This window comes from uncultured Winogradskyella sp. (assembly GCF_947495255.1).
Classification (GTDB): Bacteria; Bacteroidota; Bacteroidia; order Flavobacteriales; family Flavobacteriaceae; genus Winogradskyella.
Genome location: NZ_CANLYI010000008.1, coordinates 84,579 through 103,526 on the forward strand (window position 1 = coordinate 84,579; position 18,948 = coordinate 103,526).

Genomic DNA, 18,948 nt, shown 5'->3' on the forward strand with positions numbered 1-18,948 from the left:
AAGTAAAAGGGGACAATTATTCTGAAAAATTAAATCTTTCTTATGAGTAATACAAATGAAGAAGGAAATTAATCCATGTTTATACTTATTCCTTCATTGAGTAGAATATAAATAATACCTAAACCTTTCACTAAAACAAGTTCTTTGATTTCAGTATCACTCTGTGTTTCATTAAAGGTCACCTTGAAAGCGTCAGGATAAACAATATCATTTAATGTATAATCTGAAATATAAGTAATACTATTATTTGAAGACGTTTGAAGCGTTGTAAAATTATAACTCGCGTTATACGTATTATAATTTACCTTTAGGCTAAAACCTTTTTCTTCTCCCTGTTTGTAAAAATCAGTTTCTATTGTAAAAGGGAAATTGTAAAAATCGTATCGTACTGCACTCCTTTCGGCTTGTGTTACATTACCGCAATCGTCCCAAATAGAATCTCCATAATTATGATAATTATGAGTTAGAATCACATTATCTGAAATACCAATACTAGATTCGGCATTTTTAATAGTTAACTCAGTGTCTGTATACCAAGATTGTAACTCTTCTGTTTTATCTTGTATAAATGGTACATCTAAACAAGGCTCTTTGCAAGAAGACAAACTAAGAAGTATAAAATATGAAAATGTGTATCTAAGAATTGATTTGCGCATAATCTCCATTTAAGTAATTAATCTTTAAAATTCCGAATGTATAACTGTAAAACACCTCAGAAATTGGGTTATCTAAAACTCCAGAATAGTAATGATAGATATCTGTATAAGTTGTTCCGTTGATTTCAACAGTTTCTAATGGTTCTGAAAAATCATAATCAAACCAGGCATTATTAATTGTAATAGCAACGTATAAAGTGTCGTCATCATCTTCACCATTGTATCGATTCTGTAAACTTAACTGAACATCTAAGGTTGGTAACTCTGAGTTGAGATAAACTTGATAATTTTCATAACTTGTATAATCTTCACAAAAATCTTGGTCAGAATAAAAAGTACTAGAAACCGTTGTGTTTAATTGAAATTCAAAGTCTTCGTCTGTAATAAATTGAATAGTCTGATTATCTGCATATGGAATTATTACTTTTTCTTCGGGAGTAAAATAAATACGGCCTATTTCTTCTCCGTTGGTAAAACAACAACTTTGAACTAACAGTAAAATAAGAACTAATAAAGGGTAATTTCTTTTCATTATTGATTGATGATTATAGTATTTACATACTAGATGCGTAAATACCTAAAAGGTTGCGTTGAAATAGCTTTACTTTTTTCGATTTTTTTGAATAAACTATAAAATTAAAGCCTGATTTACAATTTTAAAATTTAATAATCCCCTATTATAAAACACGTTATATCGTTAGAATTGTGATTATTAGAACAGTTAATCCCAAAAATATCAATTCAAACGAATATAGTTAACGCCAAACTAGAATTAACATACTTTGGAGTCGCAAACTAAAACAACCCAAATGAAAATTCTACTTACCTCCCTTACATTCTTTATAATATCGACAAGTAATGCGCAGTCGATTTCAGAAGATGAAATGCTTCATTTTGCGACAGGTGCTGCTATTTCTTCTGCAACTTACGCCATTGTTTATTCTAAAACAAAAAATAAGAAAAAAGCATTTTGGTATAGTCTAGGACTTTCTACTTTAGCTGGTTTCTCTAAAGAAATTTTTGACAAAACTATTGTACAAGGAAGATTTGATACAGGTGAAGCTGTATTTACAGGAATAGGAGGACTTGCAGCAAGTTATACTTTTAACATATTCACTGGAAAGAAAAAAAAGAACCAAGTTAATGAATAACGTACTTTAAGTCGTTAAGCCTTTAATTATTTCTTTAACAGGAAGTATTGCTTTTGTGTGTTCTATACTAGGACCAGCAACCCAAACCGTTTTATAAGTCGCTTTTTTAGCTGCATTTTCAGTAGCCTTCATTCCTATTGAAAAACGCACCATTTTCACCCATTTCTTTAAACTCTTATTTTTGTTTAAAAGGTTTTCTAACCAAGTAGCTTTTGTTCCTATTTTCTGAACATAAGGTGTATTAATCACTGTACAAGGTGTGCCAGAAATGCGTTCTGTCATTATAATATCTTTCTCACCATAATCTACGCAAGCTTGCTTATACTCATCTGTAACGCCTGCTTCTATCGATGCAATAAAAGGGCTACCAACAGAAACACCTTCTGCTCCATAACTCAACATTTTATCAATATCTGCTTTACAACCAACACCACCTGCAGAAATCACAGGTATACTTAATTCTTTACTTAAAAGATTGGTTAATTCTTCTGGAGATAAGTTTCCTCTGTGTCCACCAGCTTCGTTATTTACGGCAATAGCGGCATCAGCTCCTAATTGTTCTACTTTTTTAGCAAAACGTAAATCTGTAACATCACAAAATACTTTTATACCTACTGCGTGTGCTTGTCTAATAGTTTCTTCCGGACTTCCTAAAGATGTAATAATGAAGTCACATCCTTCTTCGCAAATAGCTTCTAACTGTCCTTTATACTTAACATTAGATTTATTAACAATTAGATTGAAACCAAAAGAACCACCTTCTACTTTAGCGGTTTTTAATTCTTTAATTGCTGCTCTTAATTCTTCTGTAGTTCTGTAGTTTAATGCTGGTATACATCCTGCAATACCTCCTTTCATAGCTTCTGTGACCATTGCCACATTAGAAACTAAAAACATAGGCGCTTGAATAATTGGATACTTTATATTAAGAAGTTGTGTAAGTTTGGTTTGCATTGTAGAGAAATTTTAAAACAAATATAACACATTTTTTATTATGCATGCATAATACTTTTATTCTAAAAACCGATAATAGCCACACTTTAAATATGCACCTTCAGGAAAACCAATTGGATGATCACTATCGTGTATTGACTTTAATTCAGTTTCAAAAAGCCTTGCTTGCGCATTTAAAACACGCTGATTTAAATCAAAAAATGATTGCGCTAGTACTCTAGACGAACAAGAAGCCAAAACTAACATGCCGTTTTTAGCTGTAAGCTTCTCTCCTAGTTCTGCTAACTGCGCATATTTCTTTTTTGCTAATTCAACTTCAGATTGTTGTTTTGCAAAACTCGGTGGATCAATTACAACAACATCGTAAGTTTTTCCTTTTTCAATTAAAGCTTTCATTTCATCAAAAGCATCACCGGAAATTGTTTTATGCTTACCAGAATAGCTGTTCAATCTTCCGTTTGCACGAGCCATATCTAATGCTTGCTTACTTATGTCTAGGCTAGTGACTTCTGTCGCTCCGTTTGCTAAAGCATGTACTGAAAATCCACCAGCATAAGAAAATATATCTAAAACTGATTTCCCTTTACTCAATTCTCCTACGCGCTTTCTATTTGCTCTATGATCTAAAAAGTAACCTGTTTTATGACCTTTAATGACGTTCGCAGAAAACTTTACGTCATGCTCAACAAACTCTACAACTTCATTTTCAAGCATTCCGTAAATAACCTCACCATCTTTTAATGTATGGTTATTACTGATTTGTAACCCTCTACTTAATCGCATTACAATAGTTTCTGCTTTAGAAATTTGTTGTAAACTTTCTAAAATAGTTTCTAAATATGGTAACCATATTTCAGAATATAGTTTTACGACTAAAACGTTATCATATACATCTGCAATTAAACCTGGGAAACCGTCATTTTCACCAAATAATAATCGATAACTATTAGTGTTAGTTCTTAGTAATTCTGAACGTTTCTCAAAAGCTACTTCAATTTTATGATGAAAAAAATCAGCGTTTACCTTTGCTTTAGTATCTGCATTATGAATAATCTTAATACGTATTGGAGAATTACCGTCATACAAGCCTAATCCAACAACCTTATTTTTATTTTTACTAAAAATTATTGCTAAATCACCTGTTTTTGCATCGTCATTTATCTTAACTATACTATTAGAAAACACCCAAGGATGGCCTTTGACTACAAATTGCTCACCTTTTCCGTTTAGTTTAACGGCTAAGTTCTTTACTTGAGGTTTAACGAGGCTTATATTGAATTCCATAATTATTTCAAACGTATTAAATGCTATTCAAACTTGAAAAAACACAAATTAACTTTAAAAAATCTTTAATTCGGCACTTAGTAGGATAAAATATACAGTTAATCCACTAAAGGAGTATAAGAGTTTTATAGGTAATATATTTGACGAATAACCCGAACCTATCATTTATCAATGAATTTGGTTAAAAAAAATCAAATTCTTTTACAAGCTATTTATAGAAAATGAAAAATATTCTAATTTATGGTGCTTCGGGTCATGCCAAAGTTATAGCAGATATTCTTATTGAAAATAAAGAACACAATATTATAGGTTTTTTAGACTCCTTTAAACCTGTTAACCAAGATATTTACGGATTCAAAATTTTAGGAAACCTTGATTGCTTACCAGATTTAATAAAAGAGTATAATATCTCAGGAATTATAATTGGTATTGGTGACAACTTCATTAGAAAAAATGCATATTCTAAAATTTCGAAAATTGCACCAAATTTAGAATTTATTACGGCAATACATCCTAATGCTATTATAGCTCAAGATGTTGTTGTTTCTGAAGGGACTGTTATAATGCCTGGCACAATAATTAATGTGCATGCTAAAATTGGTAGATTCTGTATATTAAACACAAAGTCATCTTTAGATCATGATTCTGAAATGTCTGATTTTTCTAGCCTTGCTCCTAGTGTTAATGTAAGTGGAAATGTAAAAATTGGTGAGTGTAGTTCTATTTGTCTGGCTGCTTCAATTATACAAAATGTATCAATAGGTAAGTATACAGTTGTGGGTGCTGGTTCATTAGTTTTAAAATCTATTGGAGATTATAAACAAGCTTTTGGAAGTCCTATAAGCACTTTAAAAGACAGAAAAGCGGACGCCCTATATTTAGGTTAATATTCCTATCTACTCAAAAAAAGTTTAATTCTTTCATTAAAAATATTTACTTCAATATTTTTTCATTCGACTTCAACGATTGGCTTTATCATTAATAATCAATGATATATAATTAATCTGTTATTTAGTATTTATAAGAATTAAAATACGAATGCTTATCTTTGTTTTTAAGAACCAACTCTATCAATGGCAGTAATTGCCAAAACCTATTTGCCGACCGATGAAAAATATTTTAATATATGGTGCTTCTGGCCATGCCAAAATGATTGTTGATGTCATTGAAAAGAATAAAAGCCATAATATAATGGGTTTTATTGACACTTATAAACCTTTAGGTTATCAATTAAACAGCTATAAAGTTATTGGCCATTTAGAACATTTAAAACAACTAAAAACAGATTTAAATATTGTTGGTATTATAATAGCAATTGGCGACAATTTTACCAGACAGAAAGTTGCAAACAACATTAAAAACATCTTACCTAATTTAAAATTTGTTACCATAGTTCATCCAACTGCGACATTAGCAGAAGATATAATAATCGAAGATGGCTCTGTTATTATGGCTAAAGCTGTTATAAATTCTGGTTCTAAAGTCGGTAAGTTTTGTATTATTAATACATCCTCTACTCTTGGTCACGATTCTACAATGGCTGATTTTTCGAGTTTAGCATCTGGTGTCACTGTTGCTGGTAGTGTTAAGATTGGAGTTTGTTCTGCAATTTGTCTTCGTGCTATTATCATTCAAAATATTGAAATAGGAAATAATACAGTAATTGGTGCTGGATCATTAGTTTTAAAATCTATAGGAGATTTAAAAACAGCCTACGGAAACCCTATCGATATCATAAAAGATAGAAATGAAGATTCTAAATATCTAAGTTAATATTATTTTAAAGATGCTTTTAAATTTTGCAAGACATAAGTTCTTTTGGCTTTTAGACAGTTTAAAAGGAGGACGAATTAAAAATCAGTTAAAAGAGATTAAACTTGGAATTGAACAACCCAACTCAGAACAAGCCAAGCATATAAAAGAAGTACATTTAAAAGACTTAATCAACCATGCTATAAAAACCACATCTTTTTATAAAGCCTTTAGTGAGACCACACCTCTTTCTGATTTTCCTGTGATTAGAAAAACAATTATTCAAGATAATTTTGAAAAATTTCAATCTAGTGCGTTTATAGATAAAGAAAATTTTAAGGTTTCCACTAGTGGCTCAACAGGTATTCCTTTTTTCTTATTTCAAAATCAAAATAAACGTAACCGAAATCACGCTGATGCGGTTTACTTCTATGATCAATCTAATTTTAAAATAGGAAATAGGCTTTATGAACTCGAAGTTTGGCGAAACCATAATAAAAAAGGAAACTTAAAATCTTGGTTACAGAATATTGTTCAATTTGACATTTCTAGGCTTACTGCCCCAAGAATTGAGGAATTTTTAGAGATTTTAAAAACGGATAAACAATCTAAAACAATACTTGGTTTTGCCTCTGCTCTTGAAATGATTGCTCAATATCTCGAAAGAAAGAATCTGTTCTATGAAAATTTAAAAATCACATCTATAATAGCAAATTCTGAATATTTAAACCCTTATACAAAAACGACCTTAGGGAAACATCTTAATACCGCTATCTTATCTAGATATTCTAGTGAAGAAATTGGAATCATTGCTCAGCAAACTTTAAATGCACCTAACAGCTTTATTATCAATCATGCTAGTTACCAAGTTGAGCTACTAAGCCTAGATAAAGATTTACCAGCAAAGCCAGGTGAATTTGGACGAATTGTAATTACAGATTTGTTTAATTATGCAATGCCAATCATTAGATATGACACAGGTGACATTGCGAAATTTGGTGAAGGTAAAAATGGCGCAATTGTCTTTACGCAAATTGATGGTAGAAAAATGGATATTATCTATGACTCAAAAGGCAATATGTTATCGTCTTTTGTAGTATATACTAAGTTTTATAAGTATTATCATTTACTGAAACAATATCAATTTATTCAACAAGGTGAAAAGGAATATGAAGTAAAACTAAATCTTCAAGATTCTACATTTCAATTTGAAGATGAATTAGTAGTAGATATTAAATCAGATTTTGGCGATGATGCTATAGTAACAATTGCTTATGTAGATGAAATTCCGGCATTATCCTCTGGTAAAAGACGTAAGGTTATAAACCGTTATAAGCAGTCTCAGTAGGGTTTAGACTAATAGCTAAAATTTCGTCTGTAAATTCACCAAACAAAGGACCATTTGTAATTTGATGTAAATCTACATCTTGGTAATAGGTATTAAATTCAATAAAAACAGGTTGATTTTCTTTATTCATTCCAATATCCCAAGACACTATTTTAAAATACGGAATTATAGGATGCATGGTTTTTACCATGTCTATTAACGCATTATAATTAGGTATAGTAATACCTTCAAAAGTAACTTTAGTATGCGATTTATTTAAAATTGCTCCATCCCTTGTATATGCTTTACTTTTTAAACTACCGTTTGGTTTAATGCCACAAATAATTCCACCACCACAAAAATTATCAGTGCTACTGTTTGGCTGGCCAATTCTAAGTACAGATGATAAAACATGTACACCATCAGTTTTTAGATAAGTCATCACCCTTACTGTATTTAGAGAAGACGGATTTAATGATTTTAAAACGTCGCTTTGTTCTACCGCTTCTTGCACTATAAAATCTTTCTTATATTTTTTAAATAAGTCTAAAGTGGTAAGATTCTCATAAGTAGTTTTATAATTTGTAACATTAAATTTATGTACCATTACTCCATCACCAGAATCAATTGTAGGTTTAATAATTAGTGGTGAATTAATGGTATTACATTTTTCTAACGCAGCAGATTCATTAACAATTTTACCATCTACAAAATAAAATCCATTTATATTCTGAACCACTGCAGTTGGTTGCACAAACTCTTGAAATAAATTATAAGACAAGTTTTTATCTAGTAATGCTGGCCATTGACGCATTTGATTAAAGCTCGGAGCAATGATAGCATTAAATATATCCTCAGGAATATAGTTTACAAAAAATGCGTTGGTTAACCCTTTATAATACTTGTGCCAATAGGTATTATCTAGTTTATATCCTTTAGATTTATAGAAAGCTTTGGCTTGGTTAACTTCAGTCGTGCTTAATTCTGGAGATTTATTCTGACGAATAATTTCCTTAACATATTTTCGAGCATTCATTTTTAAATTGAATTCCCAGAAGCGTTTTCTGTAACCTAAAACATGTTTAATCAGTATGCGCTTAAGCGACGAATAAAGATTCATTTATTGAGGGATTTACTGTAAATGTAATACACCATTTTTTAATGAAACAAATAAGTTAAAGGTATTAGAAGAAGTGATTTAAGTTCTCGACTAACGTCATATTTCAACCATGTATATATTTAAAAACAAAAAAACGCAATCAAATTAATGATTGCGTTTTTTTGTTCTAGATTCTGAAATGAGTTCAGAATTACAAATTGAGATTACTTCACTTCTTCGAAGTCAACATCTTCTACATCGCTAGATTCATCAGCTGGCTGCTCTGCTCCTGCTTCAGGACCAGCAGCTCCACCTTCTGCTTGTGCTTTGTACATTTCTTCACTTGCTACTTTCCATGCTTCATTAATTTTATCTAAAGCTGGTGTAATAACTGCGATATCTTTTGATTCGAATGCTTTTTTCAATTCTTCAAGTGCTGCTTCAATTGGCGCTTTCTTATCATCAGATAATTTTTCACCAAATTCTTTCAGTTGACTTTCAGTTTGGAAAATCATAGCATCTGCTTCGTTCAATTTATCAGCCGTTTCTTTTGCTTTAGCATCTGCATCTGCATTTGCTTCTGCTTCTGCTTTCATCTTTTGGATTTCCTCTTCAGTTAATCCAGATGATGCTTCAATTCTGATATCTTGTTTCTTACCAGAAGCTTTATCTTCTGCAGATACTTTAATGATACCATTTGCATCAATATCAAACGTTACTTCAATCTGAGGTGTTCCTCTTCTTGCTGGTGGAATTCCGTCTAAGTGGAAACGACCAATCGTTTTGTTATCCGCTGCCATTGGACGCTCACCTTGTAATACATGAATCTCTACTGATGGCTGATTATCTGCTGCTGTTGAAAATACTTGCGATTTCTTAGTAGGAATCGTTGTATTTGCTTCAATTAAATTTGTCTTAACATTACCCATAGTTTCAATACCAAGAGATAATGGTGTTACGTCTAATAAAAGAACGTCTTTTACATCACCTGTTAATACACCACCTTGAATACCTGCTCCTAAAGAAACAACTTCATCAGGGTTTACACCTTTACTTGGTGCTTTTCCGAAGAAAGATTCAACAGCCGCTTGTACTGCAGGAATACGTGTAGAACCACCTACTAAAATAACTTCGTCAATATCACTCTTAGATAAACCTGCTGCTTTTAATGCAGAAGCACAAGGCTCTATTGTACGCTTAATTAAATCGTCAATTAACTGCTCAAATTTAGAACGTGTTAATGTACGTACCAAGTGCTTTGGTCCACTAGCTGTAGCTGTAACGTATGGTAAGTTGATTTCAGTTTGTGCAGAAGATGATAATTCAATCTTCGCTTTTTCAGCTGCTTCTTTTAAACGTTGTAAAGCCATTGGGTCTTTACGTAAGTCCATTGACTCGTCAGCAATAAATTCTTCAGCTAACCAATCGATAATACGTTGATCAACATCATCACCACCTAAGTGTGTATCACCATCTGTAGATAATACTTCAAAAACACCGTCACCTAACTCAAGGATAGAAACATCATGCGTTCCACCACCAAAATCAAATACTACGATTTTTTGATCAACACCTTTTTTGTCCATTCCGTAAGCTAATGCTGCAGCTGTTGGTTCGTTAATAATTCTACGAACTTTTAAACCTGCAATCTCACCTGCTTCTTTTGTTGCCTGACGTTGTGCATCATTAAAATATGCTGGTACTGTAATTACAGCTTCAGACACATCTTGACCTAAATAATCTTCAGCAGTTTTCTTCATTTTTTGAAGAATCATAGCTGATAATTCTTGAGGTGTATATAAACGACCATCGATATCTACTCTTGGAGTATCGTTGTCACCTTTAACCACTTTATATGGCACACGCTCTGCTTCTTTCTTAGACTCAGAATACTTGTTACCCATAAAACGTTTAATAGAATAAACTGTTTTAGTTGGGTTAGTAACTGCTTGTCTTTTTGCTGGATCTCCAACTTTAATTTCACCACCTTCTACGAAAGCGATAACCGAAGGTGTTGTTCTTTTACCTTCAGCGTTTGGGATTACAACTGGCTCGTTACCTTCCATTACAGAAACACAAGAGTTGGTTGTACCTAAATCAATTCCAATAATCTTACTCATAATTTTATATGTATGTTTTGTTGTGTTATTAATTTTTAAACTCGGTTAGTATTAGTCAATGATTATGCCATGACAAAAAATGTGACATGATGTCAGATATGATTTATTCATATTAATTGAATAATAGGTTACTTTGGTATTAATATTGATACCTAAAAAGAAAACCTAAAAAATTATGAAACATCCGTTACTAATAAAATAGTCTCAAAAAGAAACTATCGTAGGATGTTGCATATAACCTCTAAAATCATTTAAACATGAAAAAATTATTATCATTTATTACAGTATTTACACTTTTACTAACTTCTTGCACAGGCGAACAAGGACCTCCTGGTTTTGATGGTTATGATGGGCAAGATGGACTTGATGGCGTCAATTTTGTAGGACAATCCTTTGAAAGAACTATAGATTTTACATCTGCTAACAATTATCAAGAATCTATAGAAATTCCTATTGATGTAGCTCTAGAAGAAACAGATATGGTTTTAGTATACCACCTAAGAGGTCAATTAGATGGGTTTGACATATGGAAATCGCTTCCTGAAACCATTTATATAAATTCTACAGAACAATTTCAATATAACTTTGAACACAATTATGATTTCGTTACAATTTTCATTGAATCACATCCCACATTTGATTTTAACTTATTGCTAGATGACGAGAGGTTTGACCAAACTTTTAGAATAGTTGTATTACCTGTTGATTTTGTAAACAGCAGTAACTTAGATGTTAATAATTACGATGATGTAATGCAATACATTCAATAAAAGTTTACACATAATTTAAAAGGAAAGTCTGAAAGTAATTTCAGGCTTTTTTTTATGCTAAAATCACAGCCAGTATATGAACAAGATCTATATTTGAAAAAGTAAACTAAATCAATTTATAGAATGGAGTGTATTTCTGTTTTTGACATGCTAAAAATTGGCGTTGGCCCTTCAAGTTCTCATACTTTAGGACCTTGGCGAGCTGCTGAACGTTGGATACAAGAATTAAAGGATAAAAAACGTTTTGATAAAGTTGAAATGATATCAGTAGACCTTTATGGTTCTTTATCCTTAACAGGTAAAGGTCATGCTACAGACTATGCTGTAATTTTAGGCTTAACAGGTGCTGACCCAGAACGTATTCCTGTTGAAAATATAAATTCTATTATTGATGATGTAAAGACTCATAATGTCTTACTATTTAATAATGAAAAATCAATCCCGTTCGATTTTAAGTCTAACATTATTTTCAATAGAAAATTCCTTCCGTTTCATTCTAATGGAATGGTTTTTACAGCTTTAATTAATGGCAGAAATTATAAATCTACCTACTACTCTATTGGTGGCGGATTTGTAGTACAAGAAGAGCGAAAAGTGGCTAAAGCCAATAAAATAATTTTTTACTGTACGTTTCCTTATCCTATTTCTTATGGTGAAGAACTCCTAAAATTTTGTGATCAATTACAATTACCAATATCTGGTGTTGTTTTAGAGAATGAAAAATCTATAAGAGAAGAAGAATCTATAGATTTTGAACTCAAACGTATTTGGAATACCATGCTAGAGTGTATGTACGTTGGCTGCCATACCGAAGGTAATTTACCAGGAGGACTAAACGTTAGACGTCGTGCTTATGATATGCACAAAAATTTAATTGGCGAATGTAACTATGAAAATCCACAAGAATGGTTGGAGTCCATTAGACATACAGAGGTAAAATTCCGTCAGATTCTAAAATGGGTAAGTTGTTTTGCTTTAGCTGTTAATGAGGTGAATGCTTCTTTAGGAAGAGTTGTTACTGCACCTACTAACGGAAGTGCTGGTGTTATTCCTTCTGTATTAATGTATTATTTGGTAATTGAAAACCACAATGCCGACTTTGAACATATTAAGAAATTCCTTTTAGTTGCGGGTGAAATTGGCAGTATCTTTAAAAAAGGTGCTACAATTAGCGCAGCAATGGGTGGATGTCAAGCAGAAATTGGCGTTTCTTCTGCCATGGCAGCAGGAGCACTCTGCGAATTACTTGGTGGCACACCAGAACAAGTTTTAGTCGCTGCAGAAATCGCTATGGAACATCATCTTGGTTTAACTTGTGATCCTATTGGTGGATTAGTTCAAATTCCTTGTATTGAACGCAATGCCATGGGAGCAATTAAAGCAATTAATGCAGCAGAATTAGCCTTAGATACAGACCCTAAAAACGTAAAAGTACCTTTAGATAAAGTAGTGTCTACGATGTGGGAGACTGCAAAAGATATGAATACCAAGTATAAGGAAACTTCTGAAGGTGGTTTGGCAGTTGGTGTGAATATGTCAGATTGTTAATACTAACATCTTTCTGTTGCAACAAACAACCAATTAAATCGTCGCGAAAAGTAATTGATACAATTAGATACTAACTTTACTTGTTTATATTTTTATGCTACTTCAAAATAGAATTAATTATTTCAACTTAGCCTCAGTATTATTCTAAATTATGAATTAACCATTATTTATACTTTAGATTAATCAAAAGTTTAACAAATCTCGCTATTTTTACATTCATTAATAAAACAACAATGTCAACAGCAAAAAAAGAATATAAGAGAATTACCGTAAAAACTTTAGTCGATATGAAGTCTAAAGGCGAAAAAATATCGATGCTTACCGCTTACGACTATACAATGGCTAAAATCGTTGATGGTGCTGGTATAGATGTTATTTTAGTTGGTGATTCTGCCAGTAATGTAATGGCTGGTCACGAAACTACGCTACCTATTACCTTAGATCAAATGATTTATCATGCATCTTCTGTTGTTAGAGCAATTGAGCGTTGTTTAGTTGTAGTAGATTTACCTTTTGGTAGTTATCAAAGTGATCCCAAAGAAGCTCTACGTTCAGCAATTAGAATTATGAAAGAATCTGGAGGACACGCTGTAAAAATGGAAGGCGGAAAAGAAGTCAAAGATTCCATAAAACGAATACTTAATGCTGGAATTCCTGTAATGGGACATTTAGGTCTTACACCACAATCTATATATAAATTTGGTACTTACACAGTTAGAGCCAAAGAAGAACAAGAAGCGCAACAACTAAAAGAAGATGCTTTAATGCTAGAAAAAGCGGGTTGCTTTGGAATTGTTTTAGAAAAGATTCCTGCAAAATTAGCACAAGAAGTAGCGGAAAGTGTTTCAATTCCTGTTATTGGAATTGGTGCAGGTAACGGTGTTGATGGTCAAGTGTTGGTTTTACATGATATGCTTGGTATGACTCACGAATTTAATCCAAGATTTTTACGTCGCTATATGAATTTATATGAAGAAATGACAACTGCTATTGGTAGTTATGTTGAAGATGTAAAATCTAGTGATTTCCCTAATGACAAGGAGCAGTATTAATATCGATTATTTAACATTTAGATATATTAGATTGTTAAATAAAAATGAATTTAATTTTAGAAATAATAGCAGGTTTAATACTTAATTATCCATGTGCACTAATCAGATAGTTATGTTTTAATATGGATAAACCTTACTCTTATTGTTTAAAAGATATATCTATTAATAATTTCGTTTCATCAATTTTTATGGTCATGATAATAATTGTTTATCATTTAATCTTTAAATAATCTAATAGTGTCTAAAATCCTCTCTAATAAATCCAACCTTCAAGTTTTACACGAAGACAATCACATCATCGTAGTCAATAAACGAGCAGGTGATATTGTGCAAGGTGACAAAACAGGAGACAAACCGCTAAGTGAAGTTGTTAAGTCGTATTTAAAAGACAAATACAAAAAGGAAGGGAATGTATACCTTGGTGTTGTTCATCGTTTAGATAGACCAACAACAGGTATTGTTATGTTTGCCAAAACTAGTAAAGCGTTACCAAGATTAAACAAACTCTTTGCTGAAAAGACGGCAAAAAAAACTTATTGGGCTTTGGTTAAAACCCAGCCACCAAAAAACAACGATACTTTAATTCATTGGCTTAAAAAGAATCCTAAAAACAATAAATCTACAGCTTATATTAAAGAAGTTGATGGTAGCAAAAAAGCCATTTTACATTATAATCTAACACAAACCTTAGATAATTTTTATTTACTGGAAGTTGATTTAGAAACCGGAAGACATCATCAAATTAGAGCACAGTTATCTTCAATTGGCTGCCCTATTAAAGGCGACTTAAAATATGGTTTTGACCGAAGTAATAAAGACGCAAGTATAAGTCTACATGCCAGAACATTGCGCTTTACACATCCTGTAAAGAAAGAAGAAGTTGTAATTACAGCACCTTTACCAAATGATTCTCTTTGGAACGCATGTAATATTTAAGCATTTTTATAAGGGTATTTTAAAGTTAAAATAGTTCCTTTTTCTTCTATCGATTCTAATTTAAAATCAGCATTTAATAATTCTGAACGTTTTTTCATATTTATTAACCCCGAACTTTTTTCTACAGTTTCTTTATTAAATCCAATACCATCATCCTCAACTGTAATATTTAAAAATTGTTCTTGGTAATCAATAGTTACTTTTAGATTTTCGGCTTCTGCATATTTTAAAGTATTAGAGAAAAACTCTTGTAGAATTCTAAACAAAATAATTTCATCCTTTTTATTTTCAAAATCTACCTTTTCTCCTATTATGGTTAAGCAAGATTCTATGAGCATCGATTTATTTAAACGTGTGACTTCATTTTTCACCGTAGCATCAAAACCTAAATTACTTATTACATCACTGTTTAGAGATTTTGATAATGCTCTTACCTCTTCTAAAGCATTTTTTAAGGCGTCAGCTGCGTTATCTACTTTAGACTTTACTTCGTCTTTTACCGCATTACTAGCCACTTTCATCTGCATGCTAGATAGCACTAACATTTGTCCTATGTTATCATGTAATTCTCTACCAACGTGCTTTAAGGTTTCTTCTTGTATTTCCTGTTGGGTTTTAATCAATTCTTCATCAAATTTTTGTTGTTGCTTAACACTATCAATCAATAATTGATTTTTTCGTTTTTGAAACATGACAAAAAATAACACAAAGGTTATAACCAAGGTTAATGTAATAAAGATAACATAAGAAATTAATGCTATCTCTTCGTTACTAATTGTTTTCTGACATATAAAGGATAAAGAAATCCAAAAGTATAACATGAGTATAATAATATATTAGCGATTAAAAGGTAAAGACCCCTGAACTCTAAAAAGCCCTGATTGATTTCATACATATAGGCATCAAAAATAAATAACGGACTTACACATAAAAACCATAATAAAATACCCGTGCACAAATAGAAAACTGGCGATTTATAGAAAAATAATATTTTATCACTATTTAACAATTCAAAATAATAGAGCATTACAAAAACAAAAACAGCCAACGTTTGCATTAAAAAATCATACGGTAATGATTTTTTAAAAAAATTCCCTATAAAACCAAAATACAATACTGTAAAACAAGCAATTAAAATAACCATAAAAACTATAAGTTTTTTAGCCAAATCATTATTAAGTATTCGCTTAAAAAAAAGACCCAAAAAAAATATAGTAGATAAATTAAATATATTATAAAGCCAAGTATTTGAGCAAAAAACACTATTTTTTATCCAAATAAAAATTTCATTATCGTAATTATTTTGCAAGATATAGCCATACATTCCTACAGTTTCAACAATAACAATTACCCAGAGAAACCATATAAAAGGTTGAACTTTCCTATCGTTAGTCTTCAAATAATAATAGGAACCTGACAGGGCTGCAATAAGCTCTAATAGATGAAAAACAAAATCATCAATATCCATTTATTTACGTTTGAAAATACTTTATTGCGGATAATTTGCTCCAGGTGGCTTTCCTTGTCCTCCGTTATTCAATCCATCAGCATCTGCAATATCAGGATTAGCATCTCCTCCTCCTTTACCTTGATCTGCAGCAGTAGTTGGCACTAAAAATAAAGTGGTTAAACCTTCTGTTTCTGTTCCGCAATCGTCAGGCTCATGAGCTCCGCAATAAATTCTTATACCATTCATTTCAAACCCTAAATCACAAGCTTGTTTTTCGGCGTGTTCTAAATATGCTTTTAAATCTTTTAAAGAATACCAAGACGATCTATTATCATCTGTCTTTGTGATATCCTTACTTATTAGAGCGTGCCTAGTTGTATATGCATCATTTAGTTTTTTAGCTTCAGCGGGAGAGATTAATCCTTTAATGTTGTTCATATTAATTTATGTTGTTTAGTTTCACAAGAGTCAAATTAACAATTAAAATCACAATAAAAAAGGATTTTAGTGTTTTTCAAAAATTATTAAATTCTAAGACGCATTAAAACGCTTGCTCCAGTAAATTTTTGACTCAAAATATTAATAGATTCCTCTGTTAATTGCAAAACCCTAGGATAACCACCTGTGGTTTGGCAATCTTTCATTAAAACAATAAGTTGCCCAGAAGGTGTTAACTGAATCGTTCCTGGTAAAACAGGCGCTGTTAAAATAGAATCTAAGCTATTATGAAACAAAGGCAATAGCTGATAGGCCATACGATTATTATGTTTTGAAACCTCAAAATTTTGACTACACAGTAGCTCTTGCTGCTCCAGAGATAATTTACTAAACTCTGGTCCTTTTGTTACTTTTAGAATGGGAGATTCAAAATAGGATGAATAAAATCTAACCTTAGCATTTTTTGTTTCTACCGAACTTAAATATTGAGAAATTAACAAACAATCACCTTTACTAATTTTAGAAACGTCAGTGACTTCCTTTGCCATACTTCTACTTCCTAATACTGTTTCTGTTAAAAAACCACCTTTTACAGCAATATAAGTTCTAAATCCGCTTTGAGCATTTCCTAAAGAAAGAATATCGTTTGCATGTACTAGTATAGAATTAAACATATCAATTGATTCTCCATTAAGCATGGGATTCATATTTGCTCCTGTAATTGCAATTACCGTTGGCTCTAAAAATTTCAACTCTGCACCAATCATTGTCATTTCTAAAACTGATGCTCCTTTTTCATTGTTTAAAATGCTGTTAGCAAAATTACTAGAATACGAGTCCATTGCTCCAGAAACAGGAACACCAAATTCCCGATAACCGAAGCGACCCAAATCTTGAATGGTAGAATAAAATCCCGATTTTAAAACTTTAATCATACTATTAAAAGTGTTTTTATATCAAACCTTGAAAGCGTTATTTCATTTTGAATTTCAAAATATTCAGATTTTGAAATAGCGTGAAATTTTACTTTATCTCCTGCCTTAATAAAACACGGTGGATCCTGTTTTGGATTAAATAATTCTATTGGAGAATTGCCAATTATATGCCAACCTCCAGGACTGTCTTGAGGATAGATTCCTGTCTGTTTTCCACCTATTGCAACTGCCCCTTTTTTAACATTTAGATTTGGTGTTTTTTTTCTATCTAAATGCAACTTAAAATCTAGTCCGCCTAAGTATAAAAAACCAGGTAAAAACCCAATAAAAAAAACCGTATAAATTGGGTCAATATGTCGCTTAATAATTTCTTCTTTCGTGAGCTTTTTTGTTCTTGAATAATCATCTATATCTACCGCAAATTCATCATCGTAACACACAGGAATCCTAAATGTATTAGATTCGATTACACTTATAGAATTACAATTATCATAAAGCAATTCTAAGTCTAAAAAAACACTATTGACATCTTCAATAGTAGACACATAAAATATTAAAATTGAATTATATGCAGCAATCACCTCAACTATTTGTTTACCATATTTATTTTGAATTAAATTTTTAAAATTCAAGATATCATTAAGCATATTTTTATCTATAATTGCTGGCCACTCCACCAAAATAGAACACTCATTATATTGCAAAAACTGAAGTTTATATTTCATTTTTACTTATATAATTTTAATACCATTTCTAATCAAATTAGTATTCAAATAATCTAAAATTCCTAACGCATTTTCAGTATCTCCATGCACACAAATTGTATTCGCTTTTATGAGTACTTCCACTCCATTTATTGAGGTTACTTTTCCTTGTTTTACTATACCCAAAACATGACTCAAAACAACATCGTTTTTATGTAAAATAGCATTACTATTTTCACGAGAAACAAGCGACAAATCATCATTATAATTTCGGTCCGCAAATGCCTCAAATACGACTTCTATATTCTGTTGTATTCCCAAATTTGACAATATAGAATTATAAGGCGCATATAACTTTATTGGTAAAGACAAACTCTTAATTACATCGATTATAACTTTTGATGTAGTCTCATCTTTAGCTGCCAAATTATATAATGCGCCATGTGGCTTAATATGATTTAATTTTACATCTTCTTCATTAGACAACACAGATTGCAAACTTTCTATTTGAGATTTTAAACTATCAAACAAATGAGCATCTGAAAGCTTCATAATCACTCTACCAAAATTCAATTTATCAGGAAAAGATGGATGTGCTCCTATTTTTACATTTTGCAACTTAGCCAGCTTTACAATAGTTGTCATGGATCGTAAATCACCTGCGTGTCCACCACAAGCAATATTACATGACGATATTAATGGCATTAATTTCGCTTCATTACCAACACCTTCACCAACGTCTGCATTTATGTCTATGTAGAATTGCGTCATA

20 protein-coding genes are annotated in these 18,948 nt (G+C 31.5%); 8 read left to right on the top strand and 12 right to left on the bottom strand.

Annotation, left to right across the window (positions count from 1 at the left end):
- Nucleotides 1-68: 68 nt before the first annotated feature.
- Together Q0807_RS14040 and Q0807_RS14045 are read right to left on the bottom strand one after the other, a co-directional pair.
- The gene (locus tag Q0807_RS14040) at nt 69-656 is read right to left on the bottom strand and encodes a hypothetical protein (protein WP_299110790.1); all 588 of its coding nucleotides are present in this window, start codon (nt 654-656) and stop codon (nt 69-71) included.
- Nucleotides 637-1,188 (bottom strand): hypothetical protein, encoded by a 552-nt coding sequence (locus Q0807_RS14045; RefSeq protein ID WP_299110792.1) that lies wholly within the window; start codon nt 1,186-1,188, stop codon nt 637-639. Before Q0807_RS14045 ends, Q0807_RS14040 begins: the two co-directional genes overlap by 20 nt.
- Before the next feature lie 277 nt (nt 1,189-1,465).
- On the opposite strand from Q0807_RS14045, the gene Q0807_RS14050 reads away from it, so the two are divergent.
- Nucleotides 1,466-1,807 carry a hypothetical protein gene (locus Q0807_RS14050; protein WP_299110795.1) on the top strand — a complete coding sequence of 114 codons (342 nt, stop codon included), beginning with the start codon at nt 1,466-1,468 and terminating at the stop codon, nt 1,805-1,807.
- Between the two features lie 6 nt (nt 1,808-1,813).
- Here Q0807_RS14050 and Q0807_RS14055 read toward each other — a convergent pair whose 3' ends face one another.
- Both Q0807_RS14055 and Q0807_RS14060 read right to left on the bottom strand, forming a co-directional pair.
- Complete coding sequence (locus tag Q0807_RS14055) at nt 1,814-2,761, bottom strand: nitronate monooxygenase family protein (RefSeq protein ID WP_299110798.1); 948 nt, start codon at nt 2,759-2,761, stop codon at nt 1,814-1,816.
- 57 nt (nt 2,762-2,818) lie between these two features.
- Nucleotides 2,819-4,045, bottom strand: coding sequence for a class I SAM-dependent rRNA methyltransferase (locus Q0807_RS14060; RefSeq protein WP_299110801.1), 1,227 nt, complete (start codon nt 4,043-4,045; stop codon nt 2,819-2,821).
- Between the two features lie 221 nt (nt 4,046-4,266).
- On the opposite strand from Q0807_RS14060, the gene Q0807_RS14065 reads away from it, so the two are divergent.
- The 3 genes from Q0807_RS14065 to Q0807_RS14075 all read left to right on the top strand — a co-directional run bounded on the left by Q0807_RS14065 (nt 4,267) and on the right by Q0807_RS14075 (nt 7,145).
- Entirely contained in the window at nt 4,267-4,932 is a 666-nt protein-coding gene (locus Q0807_RS14065) for an acetyltransferase (RefSeq protein WP_299110804.1), read from the top strand.
- A gap of 220 nt (nt 4,933-5,152) precedes the next feature.
- On the top strand, nt 5,153-5,818 hold the full coding sequence (locus tag Q0807_RS14070) for an acetyltransferase (RefSeq protein ID WP_299110807.1): 666 nt from the start codon (nt 5,153-5,155) through the stop codon (nt 5,816-5,818).
- A gap of 13 nt (nt 5,819-5,831) precedes the next feature.
- Nucleotides 5,832-7,145, top strand: coding sequence for a CoF synthetase (locus tag Q0807_RS14075; protein WP_299110810.1), 1,314 nt, complete (start codon nt 5,832-5,834; stop codon nt 7,143-7,145).
- Here Q0807_RS14075 and Q0807_RS14080 read toward each other — a convergent pair.
- Both Q0807_RS14080 and dnaK read right to left on the bottom strand, forming a co-directional pair.
- Entirely contained in the window at nt 7,117-8,244 is a 1,128-nt protein-coding gene (locus Q0807_RS14080; RefSeq protein WP_299110813.1) for a sugar-transfer associated ATP-grasp domain-containing protein, read from the bottom strand. The two genes, Q0807_RS14075 and Q0807_RS14080, sit on opposite strands and share 29 nt — an antisense overlap.
- A 203-nt stretch (nt 8,245-8,447) precedes the next feature.
- Nucleotides 8,448-10,343 carry a molecular chaperone DnaK gene (gene dnaK, locus Q0807_RS14085; RefSeq protein WP_299110816.1) on the bottom strand — a complete coding sequence of 632 codons (1,896 nt, stop codon included), beginning with the start codon at nt 10,341-10,343 and terminating at the stop codon, nt 8,448-8,450.
- 257 nt (nt 10,344-10,600) lie between these two features.
- On the opposite strand from dnaK, the gene Q0807_RS14090 reads away from it, so the two are divergent.
- The 4 genes from Q0807_RS14090 to Q0807_RS14105 all read left to right on the top strand — a co-directional run bounded on the left by Q0807_RS14090 (nt 10,601) and on the right by Q0807_RS14105 (nt 14,649).
- Nucleotides 10,601-11,113, top strand: coding sequence for a dihydrolipoamide dehydrogenase (locus tag Q0807_RS14090; protein WP_299110819.1), 513 nt, complete (start codon nt 10,601-10,603; stop codon nt 11,111-11,113).
- 123 nt (nt 11,114-11,236) lie between these two features.
- Complete coding sequence (locus tag Q0807_RS14095) at nt 11,237-12,661, top strand: L-serine ammonia-lyase (protein WP_299110822.1); 1,425 nt, start codon at nt 11,237-11,239, stop codon at nt 12,659-12,661.
- 233 nt (nt 12,662-12,894) lie between these two features.
- Entirely contained in the window at nt 12,895-13,713 is an 819-nt protein-coding gene (gene panB, locus Q0807_RS14100) for a 3-methyl-2-oxobutanoate hydroxymethyltransferase (RefSeq protein ID WP_299110824.1), read from the top strand.
- Between the two features lie 237 nt (nt 13,714-13,950).
- Nucleotides 13,951-14,649, top strand: a complete 699-nt coding sequence (locus tag Q0807_RS14105) for an RluA family pseudouridine synthase (RefSeq protein ID WP_299110826.1) — start codon at nt 13,951-13,953, stop codon at nt 14,647-14,649.
- Here Q0807_RS14105 and Q0807_RS14110 read toward each other — a convergent pair.
- From Q0807_RS14110 to pxpA, 6 genes are all read right to left on the bottom strand, one after another.
- Entirely contained in the window at nt 14,646-15,341 is a 696-nt protein-coding gene (locus Q0807_RS14110) for an ATP-binding protein (RefSeq protein WP_299110828.1), read from the bottom strand. The two genes, Q0807_RS14105 and Q0807_RS14110, sit on opposite strands and share 4 nt — an antisense overlap.
- A 65-nt stretch (nt 15,342-15,406) precedes the next feature.
- Nucleotides 15,407-16,117: a hypothetical protein gene (locus Q0807_RS14115; RefSeq protein WP_299110830.1), complete on the bottom strand. Its 711-nt coding sequence runs from the start codon at nt 16,115-16,117 to the stop codon at nt 15,407-15,409.
- Nucleotides 16,118-16,138: 21 nt separating this feature from the next.
- The gene (locus tag Q0807_RS14120; protein WP_299110833.1) at nt 16,139-16,537 is read right to left on the bottom strand and encodes a hypothetical protein; all 399 of its coding nucleotides are present in this window, start codon (nt 16,535-16,537) and stop codon (nt 16,139-16,141) included.
- 86 nt (nt 16,538-16,623) lie between these two features.
- Nucleotides 16,624-17,472 carry a biotin-dependent carboxyltransferase family protein gene (locus Q0807_RS14125; protein WP_299110835.1) on the bottom strand — a complete coding sequence of 283 codons (849 nt, stop codon included), beginning with the start codon at nt 17,470-17,472 and terminating at the stop codon, nt 16,624-16,626.
- Entirely contained in the window at nt 17,469-18,197 is a 729-nt protein-coding gene (pxpB, locus tag Q0807_RS14130) for a 5-oxoprolinase subunit PxpB (protein WP_299110838.1), read from the bottom strand. Before pxpB ends, Q0807_RS14125 begins: the two co-directional genes overlap by 4 nt.
- Before the next feature lie 6 nt (nt 18,198-18,203).
- Nucleotides 18,204-18,947 (bottom strand): 5-oxoprolinase subunit PxpA, encoded by a 744-nt coding sequence (gene pxpA, locus Q0807_RS14135; protein WP_299110840.1) that lies wholly within the window; start codon nt 18,945-18,947, stop codon nt 18,204-18,206.
- Nucleotide 18,948 lies beyond the last annotated feature (1 nt).

Bases quoted from the DNA above. Each gene is read 5' to 3' on its own strand.
- Q0807_RS14040 (WP_299110790.1), bottom strand. From the start codon at position 656: ATGCGCAAATCAATTCTTAGATACACATTTTCATATTTTATACTTCTT.
- Q0807_RS14045 (WP_299110792.1), bottom strand. From the start codon at position 1,188: ATGAAAAGAAATTACCCTTTATTAGTTCTTATTTTACTGTTAGTTCAA.
- Q0807_RS14050 (WP_299110795.1), top strand. From the start codon at position 1,466: ATGAAAATTCTACTTACCTCCCTTACATTCTTTATAATATCGACAAGT.
- Q0807_RS14055 (WP_299110798.1), bottom strand. From the start codon at position 2,761: ATGCAAACCAAACTTACACAACTTCTTAATATAAAGTATCCAATTATT.
- Q0807_RS14060 (WP_299110801.1), bottom strand. From the start codon at position 4,045: ATGGAATTCAATATAAGCCTCGTTAAACCTCAAGTAAAGAACTTAGCC.
- Q0807_RS14065 (WP_299110804.1), top strand. From the start codon at position 4,267: ATGAAAAATATTCTAATTTATGGTGCTTCGGGTCATGCCAAAGTTATA.
- Q0807_RS14070 (WP_299110807.1), top strand. From the start codon at position 5,153: ATGAAAAATATTTTAATATATGGTGCTTCTGGCCATGCCAAAATGATT.
- Q0807_RS14075 (WP_299110810.1), top strand. From the start codon at position 5,832: ATGCTTTTAAATTTTGCAAGACATAAGTTCTTTTGGCTTTTAGACAGT.
- Q0807_RS14080 (WP_299110813.1), bottom strand. From the start codon at position 8,244: ATGAATCTTTATTCGTCGCTTAAGCGCATACTGATTAAACATGTTTTA.
- dnaK (WP_299110816.1), bottom strand. From the start codon at position 10,343: ATGAGTAAGATTATTGGAATTGATTTAGGTACAACCAACTCTTGTGTT.
- Q0807_RS14090 (WP_299110819.1), top strand. From the start codon at position 10,601: ATGAAAAAATTATTATCATTTATTACAGTATTTACACTTTTACTAACT.
- Q0807_RS14095 (WP_299110822.1), top strand. From the start codon at position 11,237: ATGGAGTGTATTTCTGTTTTTGACATGCTAAAAATTGGCGTTGGCCCT.
- panB (WP_299110824.1), top strand. From the start codon at position 12,895: ATGTCAACAGCAAAAAAAGAATATAAGAGAATTACCGTAAAAACTTTA.
- Q0807_RS14110 (WP_299110828.1), bottom strand. From the start codon at position 15,341: ATGTTTCAAAAACGAAAAAATCAATTATTGATTGATAGTGTTAAGCAA.
- Q0807_RS14115 (WP_299110830.1), bottom strand. From the start codon at position 16,117: ATGGATATTGATGATTTTGTTTTTCATCTATTAGAGCTTATTGCAGCC.
- Q0807_RS14120 (WP_299110833.1), bottom strand. From the start codon at position 16,537: ATGAACAACATTAAAGGATTAATCTCTCCCGCTGAAGCTAAAAAACTA.
- Q0807_RS14125 (WP_299110835.1), bottom strand. From the start codon at position 17,472: ATGATTAAAGTTTTAAAATCGGGATTTTATTCTACCATTCAAGATTTG.
- pxpB (WP_299110838.1), bottom strand. From the start codon at position 18,197: ATGAAATATAAACTTCAGTTTTTGCAATATAATGAGTGTTCTATTTTG.
- pxpA (WP_299110840.1), bottom strand. From the start codon at position 18,947: ATGACGCAATTCTACATAGACATAAATGCAGACGTTGGTGAAGGTGTT.